The sequence below is a fragment of the Shewanella polaris genome, assembly GCF_006385555.1.
Taxonomy (GTDB): domain Bacteria; phylum Pseudomonadota; class Gammaproteobacteria; order Enterobacterales; family Shewanellaceae; genus Shewanella; species Shewanella polaris.
Genome location: NZ_CP041036.1, coordinates 187,210 through 211,090, shown reverse-complemented (window position 1 = coordinate 211,090; position 23,881 = coordinate 187,210). Strand labels below are relative to the sequence as shown.

The following is a 23,881-nucleotide window of genomic DNA, read 5'->3' as shown; positions in this document are numbered from 1 at the left end:
ATTATTTAACCCCAACGAGCATAATGCTGACAAACAACGCAAAGCCGAACGAGCTCACCCAAATACTGCGACCTTTATAATGCGACGCCACCAGCACCAGTAATATCCACATTGTCATCATACAAATTAGCACCATTAAACTGGCAACTAATAGGCTGTAAGTATGGCTAAACCCCCACACTGCAAATAGCACTGCTACACCACATAAGCTCCAAGCTAATAATTTAGGGAAAGGCAAACTCAAAAGCTGCTGTTTATCGGATGCCAAATAAGCAAACAAACAGCCAAGCCATAAAGAAGAGACACTGATAAGTTCCATCTGATACATTCCCAACCCATTTAACGCAAATGATAATGATTTGCATTAATTATCCCGAATGTAGTTGTTTAATACAAGCTGATTATGAACCAAGCTTATAAATAATATCCAATATGTGATCTTTTAGCCTTATAGACACACCTTTTGCAGTAGTCATGACTATCAATATTGATATAAAAGTCATTTCACCACATGCATCGGTATGCCGATGAGGCAATCAAAAAATAGCAAACGGAATGGCCGTTAATACTAACCTTAGACAACTAGGTTTACGGCAACATAAAAGCAACCTTAAAAACCTTTACTTAACAGTAAGCTAACTAAAGGTTCTTTTTTTACAATCCTCGTGTTACTCGTCACATTGCTGATGTATTATGTGACACTAAGACATAAATAAATGAGTCAATATCATTTCTGGACAAAGGCCTTCCCCTTGCTTAGGATTAATATTTGACCAATCATAATAATAATACAAAGTCGAACAGGGAATGTTAGATGAGATATTCCCTTCTCTTTATCATTTTTTATTTAAAATAAGGCAATGTAATATGCTAAAACGCATCGTTTACGGCGTATGTGGTGCAGCTATTGTTGGGCTTGGTGTATTCAGTTTATACGCTTGGCACCCTGCAATTGATCCCGTCGTACCCACTCAAACAGATTATTCTCCACAAGTTATCGAACACGGAAAAATCCTTGCAGCAGCAGGTTATTGTAGTACCTGTCATACTCCGCCAGGCGGTTCGGCTTATGCTGGTAACTATGAAATGCACACCGACTTTGGCACCATTTATTCAAGTAATATCACCCCTGATGTTGAAACGGGTATTGGTAACTGGTCACAAGCCGCTTTCGCTCGCGCCATGCGCACAGGTGTGAGCCGCGATGGACACCATTTATTACCAGCGTTCCCTTTTGAACACTTTAATAAAATGACCGACGATGACATTAACGCTATTTACGCTTATATCATGACATCTGTTCCTGCGGTTAACCAAGTCAAAAAAGAAAACGGTATTCCATTTCCGCTTAACATTCGCTGGTTTCAAGCCGGCTGGAAACTGCTATTTGCTGACACCCTACCTTTTGAGATCAACAACAAGCAATCTGCTGAATGGAATAGAGGTGCTTACTTAGCTGAAGGTATTGCTCACTGTGGTGCCTGTCATACTCCACGTAATGCTTTAGGGGGTGAAAAGTACGCACAAATGTACCAAGGTGCTGCCATCGATGGATGGATTGCACCATCGTTAACCTCTACTAGCACTTCACCAATTCCTTGGCGTTCACAAGATTTTTATGAATACCTCACCACGGGTAATTCTCCATATCATGGTAGTGCAGCAGGTCCAATGGCGCCAGTTATGCACAAAGGCCTGTCAGCTCTACCAGACAGCGATCTACAAGCTATTAGTGGTTATTTTGCCAGCCTTGCCCGCACCAATAATACCGATGAGCCAGACTCGAGTAGCACTTTACAAGCTGCGATAACGGCACAACATCAACAGCCAGATCAACGGCTTGATGAAGGTGCACGTTTATATGCTACAGCTTGCCAAGCATGCCACTACAGCAGCGACAAATTAGTTAAAGGCCGACCATTAATTACTATCGGTTCAGCGACCCATCTTGATAAACCAACTAACTTGATTAACGTAATACTGGATGGTGTCCGGAGCGATCAAGGAATTAGCGGTGTGGTAATGCCAGGATTCCGTGATGCACTTAGCGATGAAGACATTACTGCTATAGCAGCTTATTTACGTCAAGCAGCTGGGGAAAACACCTGGCCGAAATTACAACAACAAGTGGGCGAGATCCGCAATCAACCCCGATTTGAGCACTAATTCACTGGAGAAGTGACAATGGCAAAATTTATTTTAAATGGCAAACCGATGACTGCCGATGTAGAGAGTGATACCCCTCTACTGTGGGTAATTCGTGACGAACTCAACATGACCGGCACCAAATTTGGTTGCGGTATTGGTACTTGTGGTGCTTGTACCGTTCATGTTGGCGGGCGTGCTACACGCTCATGTATTACGCCAGTATCGTCAGTTGAAGGAGCCGAAATAACTACGATTGAAGGGCTTTCTGAAACGGGCGATCATCCATTACAAGTTTCTTGGCAAAAGCTCCAGGTACCACAGTGTGGTTACTGCCAGTCAGGCCAAATTATGCAAGCTGCTGCACTACTAAAAGATATTCCTGAACCCTCGGACAAAGACATTGATGCAGTGATGGGCGGAAACTTATGTCGTTGTATGACCTACGTTCGTATTCGTGGTGCCATTCATGAAGCCGCAAACGCAATTAAGGAGAGCAACGATGAGCAGAATGCCTAAACGTGGATCGGCTGGTATAACCCGCCGTGGTTTTTTAATTGCTATGACAGCGGTAGGTGTCAGCTTTGGTTTCCCTCGCCACTTGATGGCAGCGATGGATCCTGCCAGCCCAGACGGTAAAGTACTCCCAAGCGAAGGCGACATTTACGAACCTTCTTTATGGTACTCAATCGATACTGCCGGCAAAATTAAAGTCAACATTATGCGCTCAGAAATGGGTCAACATGTTGGTACTGCTATTGCGCGTATTCTTGCTGATGAGCTCGAAGCCTCATGGGATGATGTCGAAATAATTCATGTTGACACAGATCCTCGCTGGGGTTACATGGTTACAGGTGGTAGTTGGTCTATTTCACAAAGCTGGCCAGTGTATCGTCAAGCAGGAGTCGCGGGCCGTACAGCCTTAATTGAAGCTGCCGCTAAAAAATGGGGTATTGCAGCAAAAGACTGTACAGCCAGTAACGGTAAAATTATTTCAAGTAAAGGCGAGCTGTCTTACGGTGAATTAGTCACCATGGGCTTAACACGTCAATTTACTGAAGAAGAACTTAAAACCCTGCCGTTGAAACCGAATGCCGATCTTAAACTGGTTGGCCAACAGGTGACGTCTCTTGATATCGCCAACAAGACCAACGGTAAAACCATATTTGGTATCGACGCTAAAGTTGATGGCATGGTGTACGCCAACCCTATTTTACCGCCGACACGTTATGGATCTAAAGTGGTTAAGTTTGATGACTCAGCAGCAAAAGCTGTAAAGGGTTATCAGCAAACTATCGTACTAGATGATGCCAGTGGCAGTGTGCCAGGTTGGTTAATGGTTATCGCCAGCAGCTTTAATGCGGCCCAAAAAGCCTCTAAGCTCGTTAAAGTGACATGGGATGCGGGTAAAACGGCCAACGTGTCTGAAGCAGACATTATTGCTCATGGTAAGCAATTACTTGGCGACCAAACCAAAGGCAGTATTTTAGACACTGGCAATACTGACACTGGTCCAGTATTTGCGAGTGCGAATAGTACCATTGCAGAAGAATATATCACCAGCACAGTACTCCATGCGCAAATGGAACCGCTTAATGCTTTGGTATTTAAAAACCAAGACGGCATTTGGGAAGTGCATTCAGGTTGCCAGTGGCAATCACTAACCCTCCCCGTATTAGCCGCGGCATTAGGTGAAGAAGAAGCGAACATTGTTATTCGTACCTACATGTTAGGTGGTGGTTTTGGCCGCAGACTTAACGGCGACTATACCATTCCTGCTGCGTTGACCTCTAAAGCCTTAGGTGGTAAACCGGTTAAAATGGTGATGATACGTCCACAAGACATGCTATTTGACAGTGCGCGTTCTGCATCTGTTCAACAGTTAAAAATGGCATTTGATGACAAAAAAGCAGTTACCGCAATGGAACATCACGCCACTGCAGGTTGGCCAACTCAAGTATTAGCGCCAGGGTTTATGCCTAAAGGCACCAATGGCGAACCGTATGATCCGTTTTCGATTGCCGGAGCAGACCATTGGTACACTGTTGGTGCTCAAAAAGTACGCGCGGTATCGAATGATCTGGCTATTGCGACCTTCAGACCAGGTTGGTTGCGTTCTGTTGGACCGGGTTGGACAAGTTGGGCAGTTGAAAGCTTTATGGATGAAGCTGCCCATCACGCGGGTAAAGATCCATTGCAGTTCCGCCTAGACATGCTTATTGCCGAAGGCCGAAATGCTGGTAGCACACCCGTTGCTGAAGGTGGCGCGGCTCGCCAAGCCGCAGTATTGAAAAAAGCTGCTGAGATGATTGGCTGGGGCACTCCGCAAGCCAAAGACACAGCGCTTGGCATTGCATCAACCTTTGGTCAAGAACGTGACATGCCAACATGGGTATCGTGTGCAGTACAAGTTCATGTCGACAAAAGCAACGGTATTGTCAATGTGCAAAAGCTTTATATTGCCATCGATGCCGGTATTATTGTTGATCCTAATGGAGCTGAAGCCCAATGTCAGGGTGCGGCATTGTGGGGATTATCGATGGCCTTGTATGAAGGTACTGAACTGCTTAATGGTCAGTATAAAGACTCAAACTTCGATACCTATACCCCACTGCGCTTAGGCCAAACTCCAGACGTTAAAATCGAGTTTATCCCAAGTAAAATGCCACCATCTGGCTTAGGTGAACCGGCAGTAACCCCTGTTGCTCCAGCTATTGCTAATGCAATCTACAATGCAGTCGGTGTACGTTTACGTAAAATTCCGATGAAGCCTAGCGACGTAAAAAGCGCGTTAACTAAAGCGTAATTTATCTGCTTTAACAGCTCAGTCTTAGTGATAATGACTGGGCTTTTTTATGTCTGCTACACTTGGTCGCTGTCATTCCTTAGACTGAGAAATAAATAATTTTATTTCTTCCTACTCGATTTTAAAAACGTCAATAAAAACAGTAGCCAAGCTTTATTCCTTCAGCAACAGAGCAATCGCACTGGTTAGTTTATTACCAAAAAGTAATGTTTTTCCCTTATAATTACGCCCAAGTATTGTCACATTGTTGAGTATCCTATGCCACACCGTCCACCTGTCAATTTAGAATCCATACTGCTAGAAGGTATAGAAGTCACTCCAAATTGTTTAGGTGTAATCAATAGTGATAAAGAAGTTATCTATTGTAATCAGCATTATGCTAGTATTTTTGGCGCCACTAAAGAACAAGCCATAGGTAAGAAGTCGAGCGACTTATTGCGTCACGCTTGGGAAGCCAAGCAAGGTGTAGTGATTAATACCAACGACTTTGAACAATGGCTTGATAATCTTCATAAACTGCATACAGAAAAAGCTCTCAACCAATATGAAACCGATTTATTAGACGGCCGCTGGTTTAAAATGACTCGGATTAATTTAGATAGCGGTAACATTATCATTATGGGTGTCGACATCACGCTATTAAAGCAAGCCCAAAAATCATTAGAAAATGCTCATCAGCATATTGAAAGTTTAGTTAATACGGACCAATTAACAGGCGTGCATAATCGTCGCTCATATAACCAGCTGGCAAAACAAGAATGTGCCAGAGCCATAAGGTTTGACCAGCCGTTATCATTATTGGTTATCGACATAGATTACTTTAAAGTGATTAATGACAATTTTGGTCATGATGGCGGAGATAGCATACTCAAACAATTTTCCCAAATATGCACTGATTTACTGCGACAATCGGATTCTTTATACAGAATAGGTGGTGAGGAGTTTACCATCATCTTACCGATGACCGACGATGAAGGTGCAATGATCATTGCTGAGCGTGTTCGAGATCATATTGCCAAATACTCATTTCATACCACTCAAACAAATAAAAACATTAACGTTACAGTGTCTATAGGCGTAAGTTCATTAAGTGCCGGAGACAACGTAATACAAGATCTTTTTAGCCGAGCAGACAAGGCCATGTATTGCGCCAAACGTGGCGGGCGTAACCAAGTACAACTAGCGCAAGGTGAATAACCCCACACTATGACTTAACTATGGCAATCCGCCACGCATGCCTCAGACACTAAGGTTAATGTCCTTCAGCAAACAAGTAATTTAACCAGCCCTGCATTCTTAATAATACCTTTCGCATTACTGCGACATGGCTAAAATGATCGGTATAAATTGCTACTTGTCCTGCAACACCAGCGGGTAACGATTGTCTGATTACATCATCTTCGAGCTCAATCAACACCAACACTCGACCGCGTTGAAACAACATATTTGATGACTGTAAATTACCACTAAACTGGATCTCACCTTCTGCCATTGCGGGTAGGACTTTGGCAACTTTACCTTTAAACACTTGCCCAGGCATGGCATCAACTATCACTTCAGCTTCATCACCTTCTTTAAGGCGTAACAATGAGTTTTGCCAAAAAGCGCCAGCAAAATATCTTGTCTCATCAGGAATAAACGTCAGCGCGGGGCGTAAAGGAAAAGGCACAGCCATAGCGCCTTTTCGTAGTGCTAACTGAGTCACTACACCATCGGCTGGGGCTCTGACAACGGTTTGCTGTAAGTCATACTCAGCCTTGGCGAGTTCAGCTTGTAGACCTGCCACTTTCGTATTAACACCGTCAATATTTGACTCATATGCCAAACGAGTCCGCAGTCCCTCTGCTAAAGCTGCATCAAGTTGCGCAGATGAAGCTATATATAACTGGCGACGATTGTCGAGTTCAAGCTCAGTAAACGGTGAATTACGCCCTGCTTTTTTGCGACCGTCTTCATAGCGACGATAGACTGATTCAGTACGATCTTTATCTGCTGTTGCTTGTTCAACTTTAGCAGCAGCTATTTGAAAAGCAGCTTCCAGTTGTGGTACTTGCAGCTCAGCTTCTTTTAGAGCCGCTTGTTTTTGCTTAACTATTGAAAGGTACGGTGTAGGGTCAATTTTAAATAACACCTCACCTTCTTTCACTGGTGTGTTCGGCTTAACATTGACTTCTATCACCAATCCTTTAACTGCGGGCACAATTGGAATGGTGACAAAATACTCGCGAGCAAATCTCGAATAGGGATGGTTATAATTCATTAAAATTAATAAAGTACCAATTAATACAATTCCGCCAAGAATGGCCGTAGGCACAGTCCATTTGGTTAACGGAATTTTAAATACTTTAAAAACTGCGATACAAAATGCGGTATAAGTCAGTATGAGTAGTAAGTCCATGTCTATACCTCTTGTGAGTGTTCATCTGAAACGGGAGGAGCTGTGACGGCAGAACCTTGCTCTAATAGCGATAAACGATCCGTTAACAATGCGACGTCATTCATTAGCTCTTTAACTTCACCTTCGAGTATTAATTCTCGCTTTCTCGAATCACTAAACCCCCAACCTCTATCTTCGCGGTATAACGTGGCCCAAATCCATAAAAATGGCCAAATAGCATGCAACGTAAACAAGCTTACCCAGCCAGCAATATGCAACGCATCTTGCTGTGGATGATTGCGTTTTTTAGCGATCTCGTAAGGGATATCATGAATCGCAATAATTCCGTAAAAAATAAATATCACTACAAAAAATATAATCCCTAACGCAAAATAATCTAAAAACATATCTCCTCCAAATTTCGAATTATCGTTATCAAAGTGCATTGTCTTAAATAAATAGTGAAACCAATTTCAGTATAGAACTGATTACAAAAAACACATTGAAACTGTTGAAACAATTAAGAAACCAAGCGGATTATCTATTTATAGTCATTACCTCTATTACTTATTTGCACGAATTAATGCTGTAAACATAGCTATTTTGAAGTTATTCACGCATAAAAAAGCCCTCGTTATTGGCTAACGCGGGCTTTAGATAATGTAAGCAACAATGGTTAAACCCTAGTCTCCTGCCATTTCTTGCAAAAACTCAAGTCGCTGCATTTCTTGTTCATCGGGTTGCCATGGCTCATCAGATAACGACTCAACAGCAAAGTCACCTAACTCGTAGGCAGGTTCCTCACTGTGGCCGTACTGAGTTAACTCACCGGGTACTGCTGGACGGCGCTCCAATACAAATGTACTCAGAACATAAGGACCTTTATATTGTGCTAACACCCCTTTATAGGCTTTAAGGTCCAGCTCTACAGAGCCTTCCGTCAACTTGTCTGAACCTGTTAGCAGTGCAATCGGCTGCTTATCTGCTGTATATAGATTGGCACGTAACCGATAATAACCGGCTTGCTCAACGTCCAATTTAACCGGGATTAACATATCACTGCCTGCTGCGCGTATATCCCCGACTCCGGTTATGATTGCCGTAGGGTGGCTATATTCTATGCCTGTTTTTAAGGTTTGTTTTTTACCCTTAGCACTAAAGGTAACACTGACCTCCATTGGACCATTCCAATCCTCTTCAGCATTGAGTTTTATAGTCCATTTGCCATTATTGCCTAGCATGGCTTCGCTAATTAATGCATCAGACCCACCAGCAAGTTCACTGTGTAGCGCAGCACTTGCCCCAGTAACAACTAAGCCATTAACCACAAGATTAATGACCACAGGTTCAGGGAAACTAAAACGATACTTGGGCAACACAATACTGGCATTGGCTCCATCTTGAAGCTGCACCGGTTGAGGAATATAAGCATTTGGGTTAAGTAAGTGCATATCATTAACCGATAATGGCATTGAGTAAGACGGCAACTCAAGTTCGCTAGCATAAGCCTCTGCCATGAACTGAAAACTGTCACTGATCGATTGTGGAAGCTTTTCAACCTCGGTCATCGTTTTAGCTTGCCTGTGTTTTACCACGTTAGGCTTGGTCGGCACAGTATCTTCCTGCTCGATAACAGCCGCACTCTGAGGCGGCTGAAGTGCCGACTCAGAAGTGTAAACCCAAAATCCTACAACCGTAGTAATTAGGGTTATCGTTATAATGGTTTTTTTATATTTCATATACGCTTAGTTAGCTGCCTGATACACAAGTGCTGACATACTGGTTTTATTTGAATTATTAACCACTCTATAACGTGAACTAAATATCCACCAGCCACGTTTTTCATCATAAGTAGTAAATTGTAAGTCATCGCCATTGAGATAACTGGCACTACTATTGGCAGATGTCACCTCATCTTTGGCGCTATTTAAAATGGTGTCGCCATGGCTATAGCCTTCACTCATCAACATTGGGTAGTGATAAGGCATAAATCCGCTCGGGCCATTAGTCGAGGTGAACTTGCCATCAAATTTAACACTGCGCGAACAACTGTTGTAACTGCCAACGGTCGCAGCACCACAACTAGAATGACTGGCAACAACGCCATCATCTTCGCCGGGTAAAAATGCCCCCGTCACACCGAGAAAGTCAGATCCGGCACCTGCAAAACGTAAACGCGGAACGCGGCTGTCGGGAAGTGCTGCCAATTGGCGTGCAGTATTCACTCGTAAGTCATTCAACACCCCAATATTGGATGACGACGGCAGTTCACCTAACCATAAAGATACTGCTAATTTTAATGTGCTATTAATTAAACCTGTACCACTGGCAACATTAACCGCTAAATCAGCCAATTCGACCCCTCCACCCGCGCCAGAAAAGTCGAATGTGGTCACAATATTAAGCGGTGTTAAACCGGCATTTTGTAACCATAATGCTTGATTATCGATAATATAACGCATCACTAAATCGCCGGTGGAATGGGTCACGAACACACAACCGCTGTCACATGTTCCTGCACGTGACAATTGCTGTAGCTTAGGCCACACATATTCGCTAGTAATATTGCTCGCAATCCGTTCTTGCGACGGCCAATCAATCCGCTCGTCTGCACGGTCAAGCCAATACTGTGCCCAATATTCAGCACCATTTTCGCTCACCATATCCCCAGTTGGTTTGCTTTGTAAATTATCAGGTTGAAAGCCGTGCACTAATACCACCGGATAGCCGCCAACGGCAGCCTGTGTTGCGCCACTAAATAGCCCTGTTAACAGTAATAACATTATTTTATTCATGGGTTGCCCTCATATTTATTTGCTATATCGGCTCGCGCCCGCGGTTGTGTTTTTTGTTTTTTGTTTCCGAATTGATCTATTTTGTTACAACTCCAGCTTCAAGATAGAGCAGAAAAAAAACAATGCAACCCTTAAAAACTCGGCTTTACAGGCCACAAATAGCCTTGGTGTTTGAATCAAGATGAGCGATCTGTGATAAGGAACATGGGATATGTTTACAGGCAGTCACTCATGCGGGTATAAGCCAAAAAGTAGGAATTAACACACATGTTTTAAGCTTTTACTCCAATATTGAATAAAAATTTATTTAAACAGCCTTTACACAACAATATATGGCGAAAGTATTTGAGATGACATTCAGAAAAATCATGCGGCAACCTTAGAGGTTATTAACACTAATAACATAAACGCTATGCATAATCGGTCTGAGTGGATTAAACACAAAAGCCCCATCGACTAATATCGACAGGGCTTTTATAGGCATTCATTCAACGCTTAATTATACAAATATGTACTTAACGTCAATTATTATCTCATTTCTTAACCCAAGCTAAGGTTAATTATGATTTTTTAGCCGCGATAACAGCTTGCACTTGATTGATGGCGGTACCACCTAATACATCACGTTTCTCTAAACAGGCTTTAATAGTTAAATTAGGATAAACATCATCACTAATCACTTTAGCAAACTGTTGTAACTCAGCTACGGTTAAGTCTTCAATTGGCTTTTGCTGGTCAATGGCAAATACCACCACTTCGCCCACCACATGATGCGCTTCACGGAACGGCATGCCTTTAGCGACAAGATAATCAGCTAATTCGGTTGCATTAGCATAACCTTGTTGAGCGGCTACCAAGGCTTGTGGACGATTTACTTTTAAGCCAGACAATACTAGTGCCGCCATATCTAAGCAAATAGCCCAGCTGTCGACCACGTCAAATAAGCCTTCTTTATCTTCTTGCATGTCTTTGTTGTAAGCCAATGGCAAGGCTTTCATTGTGGTTAAAATCCCCATTAAGCTGCCATAAACACGGCCGGTTTTACCACGAATAAGCTCTAACGCATCTGGGTTTTTCTTTTGTGGCATCAGTGATGAGCCAGAAGTGACTTCATCGGCTAGTGAGATAAAGTTAGCTTCACCAGAGTTGAAGAATATTAAATCTTCGGCCATACGGCTTAAATGCATCATGCTGATTGACGCAGCGCTGCATAATTCAACCACGTGGTCACGGTCCGACACACTGTCTAAACTGTTTAAGGTTGGTCGAGCAAAGTTTAACGCTGATGCTAACGCATGGCGATCAATCGGATATGCTGTGCCCGCCAATGCGCCTGAACCTAACGGACATGAATCGGCACGGCTTAATGCATCTTGCAGACGGCTAATGTCACGCTCATACATTTCCACATAAGCTAACGCCCAGTGACCAAAAGTAACCGGCTGTGCACGCTGTAAATGGGTGTAACCCGGCATAACTGCATCGACTTCACGCTCGGCTAATGCAACTAACTCAGTATGTAATGTGCCTAAACGAGCAAGTAATGCTGCACCTTCTTTTTTGCACCACAATTTTAAATCAGTCGCAACTTGGTCATTACGTGAACGGCCCGTGTGAAGTTTTTTACCTAAATCACCCACTTTGGCAATCAGCTTTTGTTCCACAAAGCTGTGAATATCTTCAGCGCCGTTGCTGATAATGGCTTGAGTATCATTCCCAACTTCGATGAGCAATTCATGTAAAGCGGCTTTTAAATCGGTACATTCTTTAGCAGTAATAATACCGACACTGGCAATGGCATCAGCCCATGCGATTGAACCGACAACGTCTTGTTCAAATAAGCGATAATCCACTGGCAATGAGTCATTAAATAACTTAAAAAGTGCACTGGTTTCGCCCTGAAATCTTCCGCCCCATAACGCCATGTCGGTATCCTCTGTGTTGAAATTATCGTTCAATAATGTAGATAACCTGAACTCGGGATAAGAGATGAGAAGATAATGTAAAGCTCAAAATCTTAATCATTGCTCTCTATCAAACTTGTCATTTGCTTTACTAACAAGACGAATTGACGCGTCAATAGCTAGCCTATTGCAAGTCGATTCAACGTAGTTAGCAGGGCAAAGGGCTGTTTGAGAGTCGTTTGTTATCCCGAGTTCAGGTTGTATAATATTCTCTTTCTTGTAATGACTCTCTGTTTGTCAAAAGTCATTATAAGAAAGGCGCTTTGCAGCGCCTTATATCGTTGGCGTAAAATCTATTTAGTGTTTAGCGCGCGTATACGGCTCGCTAAAGAATACAAACGGATAAAGCCTTCTGCATGTTTTTGATCGTATACGTCATCTTCACCAAACGTTGCGAAAGCTTCTGAATACAAACTGTTTGGCGAACGCTTTTTAACGGCTGTCGCTTGACCTTTGTAAAGCTTAATCACTACATCACCATTAACGGATTCAGCTAATGACTCTGACGCTGCGATAAGTGATTTACATAAAGGTGTAAACCAACGACCGTCGTATACTAGGTGCGACATTTGGCCAGCAATTTGCTCGCGCCAAGTGCGGCTGGTTTTATCTAGTACCAATTCTTCAATGGCACGCAGACCTGCAAACATTACTGTGCCGCCTGGTGTTTCATAACAACCACGAGACTTCATGCCCACTAAACGGTTTTCTGTAATGTCGATACGACCTACACCGTGCTTGCCTGCAATGTCGTTTAGCTTCATGAGTGCAGCATAGGGTGATAATGCTTCATCATTGACATGGGTCACACGACCATTTTTAATCGCTAACGAGACATATTCAGGCTCGTTTGGTGCATCTTCTGGTGCAACTGTTAGTGTCCACACGCCTTTTGATGGTTCATTCCATGGATCTTCTAACTCGCCACCTTCATGCGAAATGTGCCATGCATTGGCATCACGGCTATAAATTTTGGTCGCTGATGCGCTGGTTTTAATATTACGCTCAGCAAGGTAATCGAGTAAGTCTTCACGGCTACGCATTTCCCATTCACGCCAAGGCGCGATCACTTTTAGATCTGGTGCTAATGCGGCAAAACAACCTTCAAAACGAACTTGGTCGTTACCTTTACCGGTGCAACCATGACATACCGCATCGGCGCCAACTTTACGTGCGACTTCTACTTGCGCTTTGGCAATAATAGGACGCGCCATTGATGTACCTAACAAGTAAGTGCCTTCGTAAATGGCCCCCGTTGCGATTGTTGGGTAAATATAATCAGCAACAAACTCTTCTTTTAGGTCAACGATATGGCACTCAGAAGCGCCTGAAGCTAAGGCTTTTTCAGTTAAGCCAACTAACTCTTCTTCGCCTTGGCCTACATCGGCACAAAATGCGACGATTTCGCAGTTGTCATAGGTTTCTTTTAGCCACGGGATAATAGCTGAGGTGTCTAAACCACCCGAATATGCCAATACCACTTTTTTAACACCGGTTTTTTTCACTGCATTAGACATGTTTATTTCCTAGAATCAATTACGTATATGGTCAATTTCAATAACGCCATCGGCACTATTTTCTTAATCTTTTGAATAACTTAAATAAGATGACTAACTTAATAAGGTCACTAGTACTGCATTTTGCGCATGCATGCGATTTTCTGCTTGATGTAAAATCAATGAGCCTTCGCCATCCATCACTTCATCAGTCACTTCTACACCACGATGTGCTGGTAAACAATGCATAAAGAATTTGGCGCCAGCTTGAGCCATTAGCTCACTATTAACTTGGTACGGTGCAAAACGGGCTTTAATATCGGCAAGCGGTGTTTCATCACCCATGGAAATCCATGTGTCAGTGTAAATTGCATCATGACCCTCTATGGCATTAATGTCAGCACTTAGGGTTAATTTACCACCATTCTTTTGTGCTAATGCCTGAGCTTCAGTCACAATAAGAGCGTCAGGAAATGCGCCTTCTGGGCAAATCACTGTCATGGTCATGCCTAAAATCGCAGCGCCATAAATCAATGAATGCGTGACATTATTACCATCACCAACATAAGCTAATTTGGCTTGGCTGACATCATCAAACTGTTCTGATAGTGTTAAAAAGTCAGCTAACGCTTGGCATGGATGATACAAGTCAGATAAAGCATTAATGACCGGTACGCTGCCATGTTGAGCTAATTTTTCGATGGTTGTGTGTGAATATGTTCTGGCAACAATGGCATCGGCCCAACATGAAATGTTTGTCGCAAAATCAGCAACCGTTTCACGTTGTCCCAATGCACCATTTTGTTGGTCTAAGTATAAGCAGTGACCACCTAATTTATTAATGCCAATGTCAAAGCTGACTCGGGTGCGCAGTGATGGCTTTTCAAATAGCATCACAACGCTTTTTCCATCTAAGGCACGACGGTACTCAGCGGGGTTATTCTTAATTTTTTTAGCCAGATCAATAATGGCTAAAAGCTGAGATTGAGTTAACTCTTTTATCGACAATAGGTGCTGCATATTCTACTACTCCATTAAGGTTGTATTTGAGTCCCGACGGACCCACCTTTAACTAAGGTTTTTAACTGTTCGGCGTCGCGCCATGAAGCTACTTGCACAGGTTTTCCCATCCATTGAGCAACTTCCAAAGCGGCTTCCACTTTAACTTTCATGCCTTTCTCAATCACCCCTTGGGCGACTAAGTATTCAATTTCACTTTTGTTTAAGCTACTAATTAGCTGGCCTTTAGCATCTAGCACACCCGACACATCGGATAACAGCACTAGCATACCGTTAACTAATTTAGCTAAGGCTGTCGCGGCTTGATCTGCGTTAACATTTAACATTTCACCTTGACTGGAAATTGCAATCGAACTGCAAATTGGCATCCAACCTTGGCTTAATATAAAGTTTAAATAGGTGGCGTCTTTGGGTTCAACTTCGCCCACTAGCCCTAAACGCTCATCTTTAATTTTAGCCGTTACCGTGTTGCCATCGCCTAAACTCATGCCCACACTAATAATGCCAGCTTTGGCTGCCGCAGCTTGTAAAATTTTGTTCGAGGTACCCGCTAATGCACCCACAATAATAGGAATTTGATCTTCTGGCGTAACTCGTAAACCATCTAATTTAACCGTTTCTTTACCATTAGCCGTTAATTGTTCGTCGACCAAACAACCACCACCATGCACTAATATCACTTGTTGACCCGCAGCAAGCATTTCTGCTGCAGCGGTCATTAAACGCGCCATACCCATTTCACATTGAAGTAATGCGCCACCGACTTTTAACACTAATACTGATTTTGTAGCCATTATTGTTATTCCTTTGCTAATGCAACTCGATTACACACCGAAATGGATTTTCATGCACTGTAGCCCTTGGCTAGCAGCACCTTTCATTAAATTATCAATCGCACTGGCGACCACTAAATAACCACTATTAGCATCATACTTCCAACCTATATGACAATTAGGTGTGTGCACCACATCATCAACTTTAGGGAACATATTGTGTTTAACTGTCACTATTGGCTCGCTGTCATATACGCTATAGGCTTTTTCTACGTCAGCTTCGGTAGTACCCGGTTTTAGCTGCACGGTAATAGTCGCCAAAATACCACGCTTAAAGTTGCCTAGATGCGGCGTGAAAATCACTTCTTGACCCAAATGAGTCGCTATTTCAGGTTGATGTCTGTGACCTAATACACCGTATGGTGTTAGGCTGACTTCGCAGAAATTAGTGTGCAATTGTGCTTTACGTCCTGCACCAGTGACGCCACTAACGGCATTGATAACCGGATACATAGAAGTTAAAAACGGCTTGAGTGGTTTTAATGCCAATAAAGATGCCGTTGGGTAGCAACCTGCTACGGCAATCATTCTGGTTTGTTTAATTTTTTCGCGATTCCATTCTGCTAACCCATATACCGCTTCAGCTAATACTTCAGGATGAGTATGTTCAAAACCATACCATTTAGGGTACTGAGCAACATCGGCAAAACGATAAGCTCCGCTTAAATCAAATACCGCTAGCCCTTGTTGATAAAACCATGCCGCAAGCTCTAAGCTTACTGAATGCTCAGTCGCTAAAATCACTGCATCGGCTTCGGCAACAATCTGCTTTTTTGCTTCATCCGATAACGGCGATAGCGTATAAGCCATATGGCTATAAGTAGGATATAGATCTGCTAATTTACGGCCTTTATCTAAACTGTTTTCCGACACATACAACCCTTGTACACTGAAGTGACTGTCGGCATTAATCAACGAGGTAATTTGTGCGCCGGTATAACCACTAGCGCCAATAATTGCGATGCTTTTCATAAGTTTGGTTTCTTTTTGATAATGATTGAGAGAAAGTGTCAGCATAGCCTATTTAGACGGGAGCCGCCTAATATTTAACTATCGTCGCAGGAAGTTCGCGTTGATTATTGATATAGTGGTTTTAGCAGTGTGAAAGCACATATTTATTTTCATTTCTAACGTTCTATTTATGGTGTCGGTTAATGCTGTTTGCTAGACTACCACAAGATATTAATTATGCAATATATGTGAATAAGTATTTTACACATTATTTTTTAAGGTAACCCATGAGCACACTACCAGATCTAAAAAGTTGTTTTACACAGCTGATTGCAGCTCCATCAATCAGTGCACTCGAAGCTGAACATGATATGAGTAACCATGCAGTTATTAACTTGTTGCAAAATTGGTTCAGCGAACTTGGTTTTGAGTGTGAAACTCCCACGGTTGCCGATTCGCGTAATAAACAGAATCTCATTGCTAGAATTGGCTCAGGCAGCGGTGGATTATTGCTTGCGGGTCACACCGACACAGTGCCTTTTGATGAAGGACTATGGAGCCAAAGCCCATTTGAGATGGTAGAAAAAAACAATCGTTGGTATGGATTGGGTACGTGTGACATGAAAGGTTTTTTTGCTTTAGTACTTGAAGCATTAAAAGACATGCCGCTAGATCAATTTAAGCGTCCACTGACTATTTTTGCTAGTGCTGACGAAGAAACAACCATGAGTGGCGCCAAAGCATTTGCGGATTCAAAGGTTGTCGCCCCTGACTTTGCTGTTATAGGTGAACCCACCAGCTTAAAGCCGGTATATATGCATAAAGGGCAAATAGCTCAAGGGATCCATGTCATTGGTCGTAGCGGTCACTCATCAGATCCGGCCCGTGGCTTAAATGCCATTGAAGTTATGCATAAAGTGATTAGTCAATTAATGAAACTTAAGCAGCATTTAAGTGAAAACTACCGCGAAGATGCATTTACAGTGCCTTACCCTACCATGAACTTTGGTCATATTCATGGCGGTGATGCAGCTAACCGTATTTGTGGTTGTTGCGATTTGCACTTAGATATTCGCCCATTGCCCGGTATGGAGTTAGCTGAACTCGAATTAATGGTACTGCACTACTTATCAGATATCAGTAAGGAGTATCCTGGTAGCATTAGTGTCAGCACCTTGTATCCAGGGGCTGAATCATTTGCTGGAAAAGCAGATAATCCATGGACTAAATTAGTGGCAGAGCTGTCTGGTAACGAAGCCGAAGTGGTGAATTATTCGACTGAAGCACCTTATATAAACAAGCTAGGTTGCCAAACTCTGGTTCTCGGCCCAGGAAGCATTAATCAAGCCCACCAGCCAGACGAATTTATTGGCTTAGAGTACTTAACACCAACGGTCGATTTAATTAAGAAAATGATTTATCACGCTTGTATTAAGTGATTGTTGATTTAGGTTTTATGTCATTACATGAATGTAACATTTTTACGAAATAAAATTACCAAACAGTCAGTTCGTGTATTGACCAATATTAATACGCTGAGTATTGTTATAAGTAAGCTATAGGCAAAATCGTTCTTTTTTCGGGAGTAGGTATGACAGAGCAAACGGCAGATATGTATGCGTCACTTCGATCAAATGTGGGGCATTTAGGCCAGATATTAGGCGAGACAATGCAGAATCATTTAGGTGATGCATTTTTAGAAAAAGTAGAACAAATTCGTATTTTAGCGAAAAAATCTCGTCAAGGTGACGAAGCGTCTCGAGAGCAAATGTTAGCGTTATTAACTTCCTTACCCGATGAACAACTGGTTCCCTTCGCTAAAGCTTTCAACCAATTTTTGAATTTAGCTAACATTGCAGAACAATTTCACACCATTAGCCGCAATTGCGATGAATTAGTTTGTGTGCCCGACCCAGTAGAACAACTTCTTGGACGCATGCTTGATACCGATTTAGATAAAAAAGATGTTATTAAGAGCTTAAAGAACTTAGACATTGATTTGGTATTAACCGCGCATCCAACAGAAATTTCTCGTCGTACGTTAATTCAAAAATACGCTGCGGTAGTAGATTGCTTAACTGAGCAAGAAAATTCTCAACTGACTGATCGCGAGCGTAAACAAAGTACCCTGCGCCTTCGTCAGCTTATAGCGCAAATTTGGCATACCAACGAGATCCGCAGCGAACGCCCAACCCCTGTTGATGAAGCACGTTGGGGTTTAAGCACTATCGAAACATCATTATGGCAGGCTATTCCTGATTTTTTACGTCAACTCAATGATCAACTTGAGCAAAAGACTGGTCAACAATTGCCTATTGATGTCTCTCCAGTAAGATTTTCAAGCTGGATGGGCGGTGACCGCGACGGTAATCCTTTTGTGACGTCAACCGTCACCCAAGAAGTGTTAGACCGTAATCGTCATGCTGCAGCAAGATTGTACTTAAAAGATATTGTTACTTTGCTTGGCGAACTGTCGATGGATCAAGCTAATGCTGAATTATCAGCATTAACAGACAACAGCAAAGAACCGTACCGCGAAGTATTGCGTAAATTACGTTGCCAATTACGAAACACTATCGATTACCTTAATGCTCGTCTTGAAGGTAAAAAACCTGACGTTGATACCCGCGAATTAATTTGGCACAAAACAGATTTACTTGAGCCACTTGAACTACTTTATAAAAGCTTGTGCGATTGCGGTATGAAGTTGATCGCCAATGGGCTGTTACTCGACATCTTACGTCGTTTAGCTTGTTTTGGTATTCACATGCTACGTCTAGATATTCGCCAAGATGCAACTCGCCACAGCGACGTAATAGCCGAACTCACCCGTTATTTGGGGATGGGCGATTACAATCATTGGGACGAGAATGAAAAACAGGCGTTTTTACTACGAGAATTAACCAATAAGCGCCCATTGATCCCAACACATTGGCAACCAAGTGATGACGTAGCAGAAGTTGTGAGAACCTGTAATTTAGTCGCCCAACAACCCGCCAATGCTTTAGGGTCGTATGTTATCTCTATGGCGAGTAAACCATCAGATGTATTAACCGTATTATTACTATTAAAGGAAGCTGGCTGCACTAACCCAATGCGTGTAGTACCGTTATTTGAAACCCTAGCGGACTTAGAGGGTGCCGCCGATTGCATGACTTCACTACTGAATATTGATTGGTATCGAGGTTACACTAAAGGCATGCAAGAAGTGATGATTGGTTACTCTGACTCAGCTAAAGATGCTGGTGTAATGGCTGCAGCTTGGGCGCAATATCGTGCTCAGGAGCAGTTAGTTGCAGTGTGTAAAAAAGCCGACGTTAAATTGATGCTATTCCATGGCCGTGGTGGTTCAATCGGCCGTGGGGGCGGACCAGCTCATAAAGCCATTTTATCGCAACCACCAGGTTCGGTTGATGGTCGTATCCGCGTAACGGAACAAGGCGAAATGATCCGCTTTAAGTTTGGTTTGCCAAAATTAGCGGTACAGAGTTTAGCGCTATATACCTCAGCCGTATTAGAAGCAACTCTATTACCGCCACCAGAGCCCAAAAAATCATGGCGTGATTGTATGCAACGCATTGCTGAAGAGTCAGTAAAGTCTTATCGCAGTATTGTTCGTGAAGAGCCTGACTTTGTTGAGTACTTCAGAACAGCCACTCCCGAAGTAGAACTCGGGAAATTGCCTCTTGGCAGTCGCCCTGCAAAACGTAAGGTCGATGGCGGTATTGAAAGTTTACGTGCTATTCCGTGGATTTTTGCTTGGTCGCAAAACCGCTTAATGTTACCCGCTTGGCTTGGTGCTGGCGAAGCCTTGCAAGCCGCTGCAGATCGAGGTGAGCTTGAACTACTTCGTGAAATGGAACAGCAATGGCCATTTTTTGAAACCCGTATTTCAATGCTAGAAATGGTCTACACCAAAGCAGAGCCTCATCTAGCCGCGTATTACGAACTATGTTTAGTCAAACCAGAGCTACATCATTTAGGTGAAAAACTACGTCAGCGCCTGCAATTAGGAATTGATGCGGTATTATCATTAACTCAGGCTACAGAGTTAATGGCACACACTCCTTGGAGTCGTGAGTCTGTTAAATTACGTAACCCATACATCGACCCACTTAACTTCTTACAAACCGAGCTATTAGCCCGTACACGTAGAGAAGTTGAGCCATCTGCCGATGTTCAACTAGCACTTATGCTGACCATTGCCGGCGTAGCAGCAGGAATGAGAAACACTGGATGATAACCTTGGTTAAAACCCTTAGACTTGGTTTGTTATTATTACTGACTGGCTGTGCCAGTCAGTACAGCATCACCGAGTCAGAAATAGAGCAATATCTTAATAAAGATATGCATTTTGAGGTAAAACAAGGCAACAGGTTAATTGGAGTCTCGCTTAAACTAAATGATATGCAGGTAGTATTGGGCGCCAAGCCAAATACTATGGCGGTGACAGCAGCAACAGTCATCACGGTGAATAACCCATTACTCCCGATACACGCCAAACTAAAAACCACATTTGAAGCAGTGCCTTGGTATGACAGTAATACTAAAAGTGTTTATCTTCGTCAGCTAAACTTAGTCAAGGTTGAGTCCGAACCCGCTGATATTGAACGTTACATCAGCCAGGCAACGCCACAATTAATGGGATTCTTGCGTAATTATCTCGAAAACCAGCCAGTGTACACACTTGACACTCGAGACAGTAATCAAGCATTAATGGCTAAAATGACCAAAGAGATAGCAGTACAAAAAGGTAAACTAGTAGTGAAGTTTTAACGTTTATCGCAGCAATTAAAAAAAGCACCTTAAGGTGCTTTTTTTATTATTGCTCAGTAATGTCTAAAAATTCTGTACAGGTTCGATGACTAAAATGCTATTTTGCTGTGGACTTTCAGATTGCTCATATAAATCCCAAACCAGCTTATAGTCGAGCTCTAATTCGGTGACATAAAATCCATCCACAGGGTACGTTTTAACGACTCGGGCGCCTTTAATCAACCCAGAAACCAATATTTTTGTATCACTGCTTTTCATCGACCAATCTCGAACTGCTGTGCTGGAATTAAGCTGTAGGCCATATACTTGTTCAGCTAACTCTCGGTAAGCCAAAATCTTTGATGACTCCATTGCCATTAAAATTTGCTCAGAGCGAAGTTCTGCTGGTTGACGATCTATCGGTGCATAACCCACCGCAGTTAACACAGGGAAAACACTAGGACGATACTGACTAGACTCACCTTGAAGTAAGTTGCATCCCGAAATAAGCAAGCACAGTACGATTAGATATTTTATCATTGATAGCGATCGCTCATTTTAGTTTTATTAAAATATAACTCAGCACAAAATAGCAGATAATCTCAGCCCTCCATCTTATTCTAAGGCAGGTATTAATAGCTGCGGAGGCTAACTGTCGTCTTGCTCATCAGTTAATGATAAAAGTAGTCCAGTATCGGCAACGATGTCTTTGGTGTTATAGCCCGTTAAATAATTTAGCCCCATTTCAACCGCTGTAACACCCACTCCAATTGCGCCAGAATAGAGCATACTGCCCACTAGTTTCGATACCGGACTTATGTCGGTGTCTGTAGAAATTTGATAGATGTCAGACACTATAGGAATATGATTTAACACATTAATAGAATCAAAAAAATCATTTTGATCTAATCCATCCTCGCCAAATGTAAATGTGTAAATGTCATCTAAAACACTTGAATCACTAATCCCGTCTACCAATGGTGTTGTGGTAATGCCTTCGCTTGATTCTGCTGACTCAGTCGTTGAAGATGGTGACATTACAGCAGTATTTTTTATCATACTTGTCTGTAATGAAGATAATAACTCTTGTTGCATTTGAGAAATCATATCGTCAGATACATTTAATGACAAAAGATTTGCATCACTGAGCCCTGTTTCAAGTAATAGTTTACTCTGAAAACTGTCGATAGGAAGAATGTCAAAATTAGTGAGTGATGTTAACGATGTACTGATGGTATCTGCACCAGATGATAACGATTCAAGTATTGTCCCAAAACTGTTTTGTTCATTACTTGAATCAACAGCCGGCTGCGACTGACTTATAACATTATTGACATTACTTGTTGTCGTATCTAAATTATTAACTAAGCTCAATTTTATTATCTCAACTAATAGAAATCATAAATACAACACTGCAACAGCGTATATTTAATGCACTATAATATGTAAAAAGGCTAATATAAAAAATCGAGTATTAACCTTAAGCATTATAATAAAAAATAACTTATTAAAAACTGACTACTTAAGTTATTATTTTACTAATATAATTGTTAGATTTATGGTTCTAACTTAATATACAACCCACATCAAAATTAGGCGAACCGCATTTTACAAAACCATATAAATCAGTCAACGCCTGAGAGCAAAATAACGATTAAAAACTGATATTGAATTAAAATACACCAACCACTCTTATCAAATAAACGTATACCAAACCGAATAATACTGACTATTAATTATACTTACCGGCCCAATACAGCAATTACAAAATAGATTCTACAACCAAGATCACAATATACAAATTCATAAAATAAATTTTGTAAAACTATATAGAAAACATCTAATAATCAACTGATAATGTATGATAATCAAATAAAAGTAAATGTATGTAAATATGAGTAAACTCAGGTAAACCCAAGTAAAAATAAAGAAGAATTCGAATAATTCTTAGGAAATACGATAAAGTTAAATATAAAATGAAGCCACAATAATCTCACTTATAATAATAATGAAATTTAAAATAATTATATTGCCACTATTTCTAACTTGTATTTCCGCTTGTTCAACGACAGAAGTAGCTGAAATAAAAAGCCCCGTAAAAGAAAATACTACTATGAATGTAGTAGAAAATAGTGAGGAAGCGATTAAAGGAGATCCCCAATTCCGTCCTGTTCGAAATAATAATATTCAACAAGTCCCTCAAATAACAGGATCACTATTTAACCCAAATAATATATACAGTATCTATCAAAATAATAATCGCTATGAAATCGGCGACATGATCCTCATTAGATTAAATGAAGAAATGACATCGAAAAAATCTGTAAGTTATCAGAGAGATAACTCTAATGAGTTTGCTTTATCGCCTTCAATTACAGCGGGCAATATTAACATTAATACAGATAATCTAAGTGCTGATTATACGCAAGAAAAAAGCTTCGATAGCTCATCGGAGAGTAATCAAAATAACTCTTTATCTGGAACCATTACGGTTTCGGTTAGAGAAAAACTGCCTAATGGGAATTTAATTGTTGCTGGAGAAAAATGGCTCAAACTCAATAAAGGTGATGAGTACGTTAGGTTTTCAGGTGAAATCAGAATAACCGATATTGCACCAGACCACTCAATTAACTCAAATATGGTGGGCAATTCAATCATCGAAGTCAGCGCTAAAGGTGAACAACAAGACAATCAAGACCCGTCATTGATCAGCAAACTACTCAACATATTTGGGTAAAG

20 protein-coding genes are annotated in these 23,881 nt (G+C 41.8%); 8 read left to right on the top strand and 12 right to left on the bottom strand.

What is annotated here, in order from left to right:
• Nucleotide 1 precedes the first annotated feature (1 nt).
• Nucleotides 2–319 carry a hypothetical protein gene (locus FH971_RS00895; protein WP_137223810.1) on the bottom strand — a complete coding sequence of 106 codons (318 nt, stop codon included), beginning with the start codon at nt 317–319 and terminating at the stop codon, nt 2–4.
• 548 nt (nt 320–867) lie between these two features.
• Here FH971_RS00895 and FH971_RS00890 point away from each other — a divergent pair.
• From FH971_RS00890 to FH971_RS00875, 4 genes are all read left to right on the top strand, one after another.
• The gene (locus FH971_RS00890; protein ID WP_140233002.1) at nt 868–2,166 is read left to right on the top strand and encodes a cytochrome c; all 1,299 of its coding nucleotides are present in this window, start codon (nt 868–870) and stop codon (nt 2,164–2,166) included.
• Between the two features lie 18 nt (nt 2,167–2,184).
• Nucleotides 2,185–2,664, top strand: a complete 480-nt coding sequence (locus tag FH971_RS00885; protein WP_137223814.1) for a (2Fe-2S)-binding protein — start codon at nt 2,185–2,187, stop codon at nt 2,662–2,664.
• Entirely contained in the window at nt 2,648–4,951 is a 2,304-nt protein-coding gene (locus FH971_RS00880) for a xanthine dehydrogenase family protein molybdopterin-binding subunit (protein WP_140233001.1), read from the top strand. Before FH971_RS00885 ends, FH971_RS00880 begins: the two co-directional genes overlap by 17 nt.
• Nucleotides 4,952–5,209: 258 nt before the next feature.
• Nucleotides 5,210–6,148 carry a sensor domain-containing diguanylate cyclase gene (locus tag FH971_RS00875; RefSeq protein WP_140232998.1) on the top strand — a complete coding sequence of 313 codons (939 nt, stop codon included), beginning with the start codon at nt 5,210–5,212 and terminating at the stop codon, nt 6,146–6,148.
• Nucleotides 6,149–6,203: 55 nt separating this feature from the next.
• Here FH971_RS00875 and FH971_RS00870 read toward each other — a convergent pair whose 3' ends face one another.
• The 9 genes from FH971_RS00870 to argC all read right to left on the bottom strand — a co-directional run bounded on the left by FH971_RS00870 (nt 6,204) and on the right by argC (nt 16,408).
• Nucleotides 6,204–7,349, bottom strand: coding sequence for an HlyD family secretion protein (locus tag FH971_RS00870; protein ID WP_137223820.1), 1,146 nt, complete (start codon nt 7,347–7,349; stop codon nt 6,204–6,206).
• Nucleotides 7,350–7,351: 2 nt separating this feature from the next.
• Complete coding sequence (locus FH971_RS00865; RefSeq protein ID WP_137223822.1) at nt 7,352–7,735, bottom strand: DUF3302 domain-containing protein; 384 nt, start codon at nt 7,733–7,735, stop codon at nt 7,352–7,354.
• Between the two features lie 276 nt (nt 7,736–8,011).
• Complete coding sequence (locus tag FH971_RS00860; RefSeq protein WP_137223824.1) at nt 8,012–9,067, bottom strand: hypothetical protein; 1,056 nt, start codon at nt 9,065–9,067, stop codon at nt 8,012–8,014.
• A gap of 6 nt (nt 9,068–9,073) precedes the next feature.
• The gene (locus FH971_RS00855) at nt 9,074–10,123 is read right to left on the bottom strand and encodes a hypothetical protein (protein ID WP_140232996.1); all 1,050 of its coding nucleotides are present in this window, start codon (nt 10,121–10,123) and stop codon (nt 9,074–9,076) included.
• Between the two features lie 560 nt (nt 10,124–10,683).
• Nucleotides 10,684–12,048, bottom strand: coding sequence for an argininosuccinate lyase (gene argH / locus FH971_RS00850; protein WP_140235483.1), 1,365 nt, complete (start codon nt 12,046–12,048; stop codon nt 10,684–10,686).
• 332 nt (nt 12,049–12,380) lie between these two features.
• The gene (locus FH971_RS00845) at nt 12,381–13,604 is read right to left on the bottom strand and encodes an argininosuccinate synthase (RefSeq protein ID WP_137223830.1); all 1,224 of its coding nucleotides are present in this window, start codon (nt 13,602–13,604) and stop codon (nt 12,381–12,383) included.
• A 93-nt stretch (nt 13,605–13,697) separates the two neighbouring features.
• Nucleotides 13,698–14,603, bottom strand: a complete 906-nt coding sequence (locus FH971_RS00840; protein WP_137223832.1) for an ornithine carbamoyltransferase — start codon at nt 14,601–14,603, stop codon at nt 13,698–13,700.
• A 14-nt stretch (nt 14,604–14,617) separates the two neighbouring features.
• Nucleotides 14,618–15,397, bottom strand: coding sequence for an acetylglutamate kinase (argB, locus tag FH971_RS00835; protein ID WP_140232994.1), 780 nt, complete (start codon nt 15,395–15,397; stop codon nt 14,618–14,620).
• 30 nt (nt 15,398–15,427) lie between these two features.
• Nucleotides 15,428–16,408 (bottom strand): N-acetyl-gamma-glutamyl-phosphate reductase, encoded by a 981-nt coding sequence (gene argC, locus FH971_RS00830; protein ID WP_140232992.1) that lies wholly within the window; start codon nt 16,406–16,408, stop codon nt 15,428–15,430.
• A 266-nt stretch (nt 16,409–16,674) separates the two neighbouring features.
• On the opposite strand from argC, the gene argE reads away from it, so the two are divergent.
• From argE to FH971_RS00815, 3 genes are all read left to right on the top strand, one after another.
• Nucleotides 16,675–17,826, top strand: coding sequence for an acetylornithine deacetylase (gene argE, locus FH971_RS00825; RefSeq protein ID WP_137223838.1), 1,152 nt, complete (start codon nt 16,675–16,677; stop codon nt 17,824–17,826).
• 152 nt (nt 17,827–17,978) lie between these two features.
• Nucleotides 17,979–20,627, top strand: a complete 2,649-nt coding sequence (gene ppc / locus FH971_RS00820; protein WP_137223840.1) for a phosphoenolpyruvate carboxylase — start codon at nt 17,979–17,981, stop codon at nt 20,625–20,627.
• A complete protein-coding gene (locus FH971_RS00815) occupies nt 20,624–21,163 on the top strand; it encodes a YceB family lipoprotein (RefSeq protein WP_137223841.1) in 540 nt (179 codons plus the stop codon). The genes ppc and FH971_RS00815 overlap by 4 nt, the downstream gene beginning before the upstream one ends.
• Before the next feature lie 63 nt (nt 21,164–21,226).
• On the opposite strand, the gene FH971_RS00810 is transcribed toward FH971_RS00815, so the two are convergent.
• Entirely contained in the window at nt 21,227–21,682 is a 456-nt protein-coding gene (locus tag FH971_RS00810) for an LPP20 family lipoprotein (RefSeq protein WP_140232990.1), read from the bottom strand.
• Between the two features lie 108 nt (nt 21,683–21,790).
• Entirely contained in the window at nt 21,791–22,516 is a 726-nt protein-coding gene (locus FH971_RS00805; RefSeq protein ID WP_140232988.1) for a hypothetical protein, read from the bottom strand.
• Between the two features lie 634 nt (nt 22,517–23,150).
• Here FH971_RS00805 and FH971_RS00800 point away from each other — a divergent pair.
• Entirely contained in the window at nt 23,151–23,879 is a 729-nt protein-coding gene (locus tag FH971_RS00800) for a flagellar basal body L-ring protein FlgH (RefSeq protein WP_140232986.1), read from the top strand.
• Nucleotides 23,880–23,881 lie beyond the last annotated feature (2 nt).

Bases quoted from the DNA above. Each gene is read 5' to 3' on its own strand.
- FH971_RS00865 (WP_137223822.1), bottom strand. From the start codon at position 7,735: ATGTTTTTAGATTATTTTGCGTTAGGGATTATATTTTTTGTAGTGATA.
- FH971_RS00860 (WP_137223824.1), bottom strand. From the start codon at position 9,067: ATGAAATATAAAAAAACCATTATAACGATAACCCTAATTACTACGGTT.
- FH971_RS00855 (WP_140232996.1), bottom strand. From the start codon at position 10,123: ATGAATAAAATAATGTTATTACTGTTAACAGGGCTATTTAGTGGCGCA.
- FH971_RS00880 (WP_140233001.1), top strand. From the start codon at position 2,648: ATGAGCAGAATGCCTAAACGTGGATCGGCTGGTATAACCCGCCGTGGT.
- FH971_RS00800 (WP_140232986.1), top strand. From the start codon at position 23,151: ATGAAATTTAAAATAATTATATTGCCACTATTTCTAACTTGTATTTCC.
- argC (WP_140232992.1), bottom strand. From the start codon at position 16,408: ATGAAAAGCATCGCAATTATTGGCGCTAGTGGTTATACCGGCGCACAA.
- FH971_RS00810 (WP_140232990.1), bottom strand. From the start codon at position 21,682: ATGATAAAATATCTAATCGTACTGTGCTTGCTTATTTCGGGATGCAAC.
- FH971_RS00845 (WP_137223830.1), bottom strand. From the start codon at position 13,604: ATGTCTAATGCAGTGAAAAAAACCGGTGTTAAAAAAGTGGTATTGGCA.
- FH971_RS00895 (WP_137223810.1), bottom strand. From the start codon at position 319: ATGGAACTTATCAGTGTCTCTTCTTTATGGCTTGGCTGTTTGTTTGCT.
- argE (WP_137223838.1), top strand. From the start codon at position 16,675: ATGAGCACACTACCAGATCTAAAAAGTTGTTTTACACAGCTGATTGCA.
- FH971_RS00840 (WP_137223832.1), bottom strand. From the start codon at position 14,603: ATGCAGCACCTATTGTCGATAAAAGAGTTAACTCAATCTCAGCTTTTA.
- FH971_RS00890 (WP_140233002.1), top strand. From the start codon at position 868: ATGCTAAAACGCATCGTTTACGGCGTATGTGGTGCAGCTATTGTTGGG.
- FH971_RS00870 (WP_137223820.1), bottom strand. From the start codon at position 7,349: ATGGACTTACTACTCATACTGACTTATACCGCATTTTGTATCGCAGTT.
- argH (WP_140235483.1), bottom strand. From the start codon at position 12,048: ATGGCGTTATGGGGCGGAAGATTTCAGGGCGAAACCAGTGCACTTTTT.
- FH971_RS00815 (WP_137223841.1), top strand. From the start codon at position 20,624: ATGATAACCTTGGTTAAAACCCTTAGACTTGGTTTGTTATTATTACTG.
- argB (WP_140232994.1), bottom strand. From the start codon at position 15,397: ATGGCTACAAAATCAGTATTAGTGTTAAAAGTCGGTGGCGCATTACTT.
- FH971_RS00885 (WP_137223814.1), top strand. From the start codon at position 2,185: ATGGCAAAATTTATTTTAAATGGCAAACCGATGACTGCCGATGTAGAG.
- ppc (WP_137223840.1), top strand. From the start codon at position 17,979: ATGACAGAGCAAACGGCAGATATGTATGCGTCACTTCGATCAAATGTG.
- FH971_RS00875 (WP_140232998.1), top strand. From the start codon at position 5,210: ATGCCACACCGTCCACCTGTCAATTTAGAATCCATACTGCTAGAAGGT.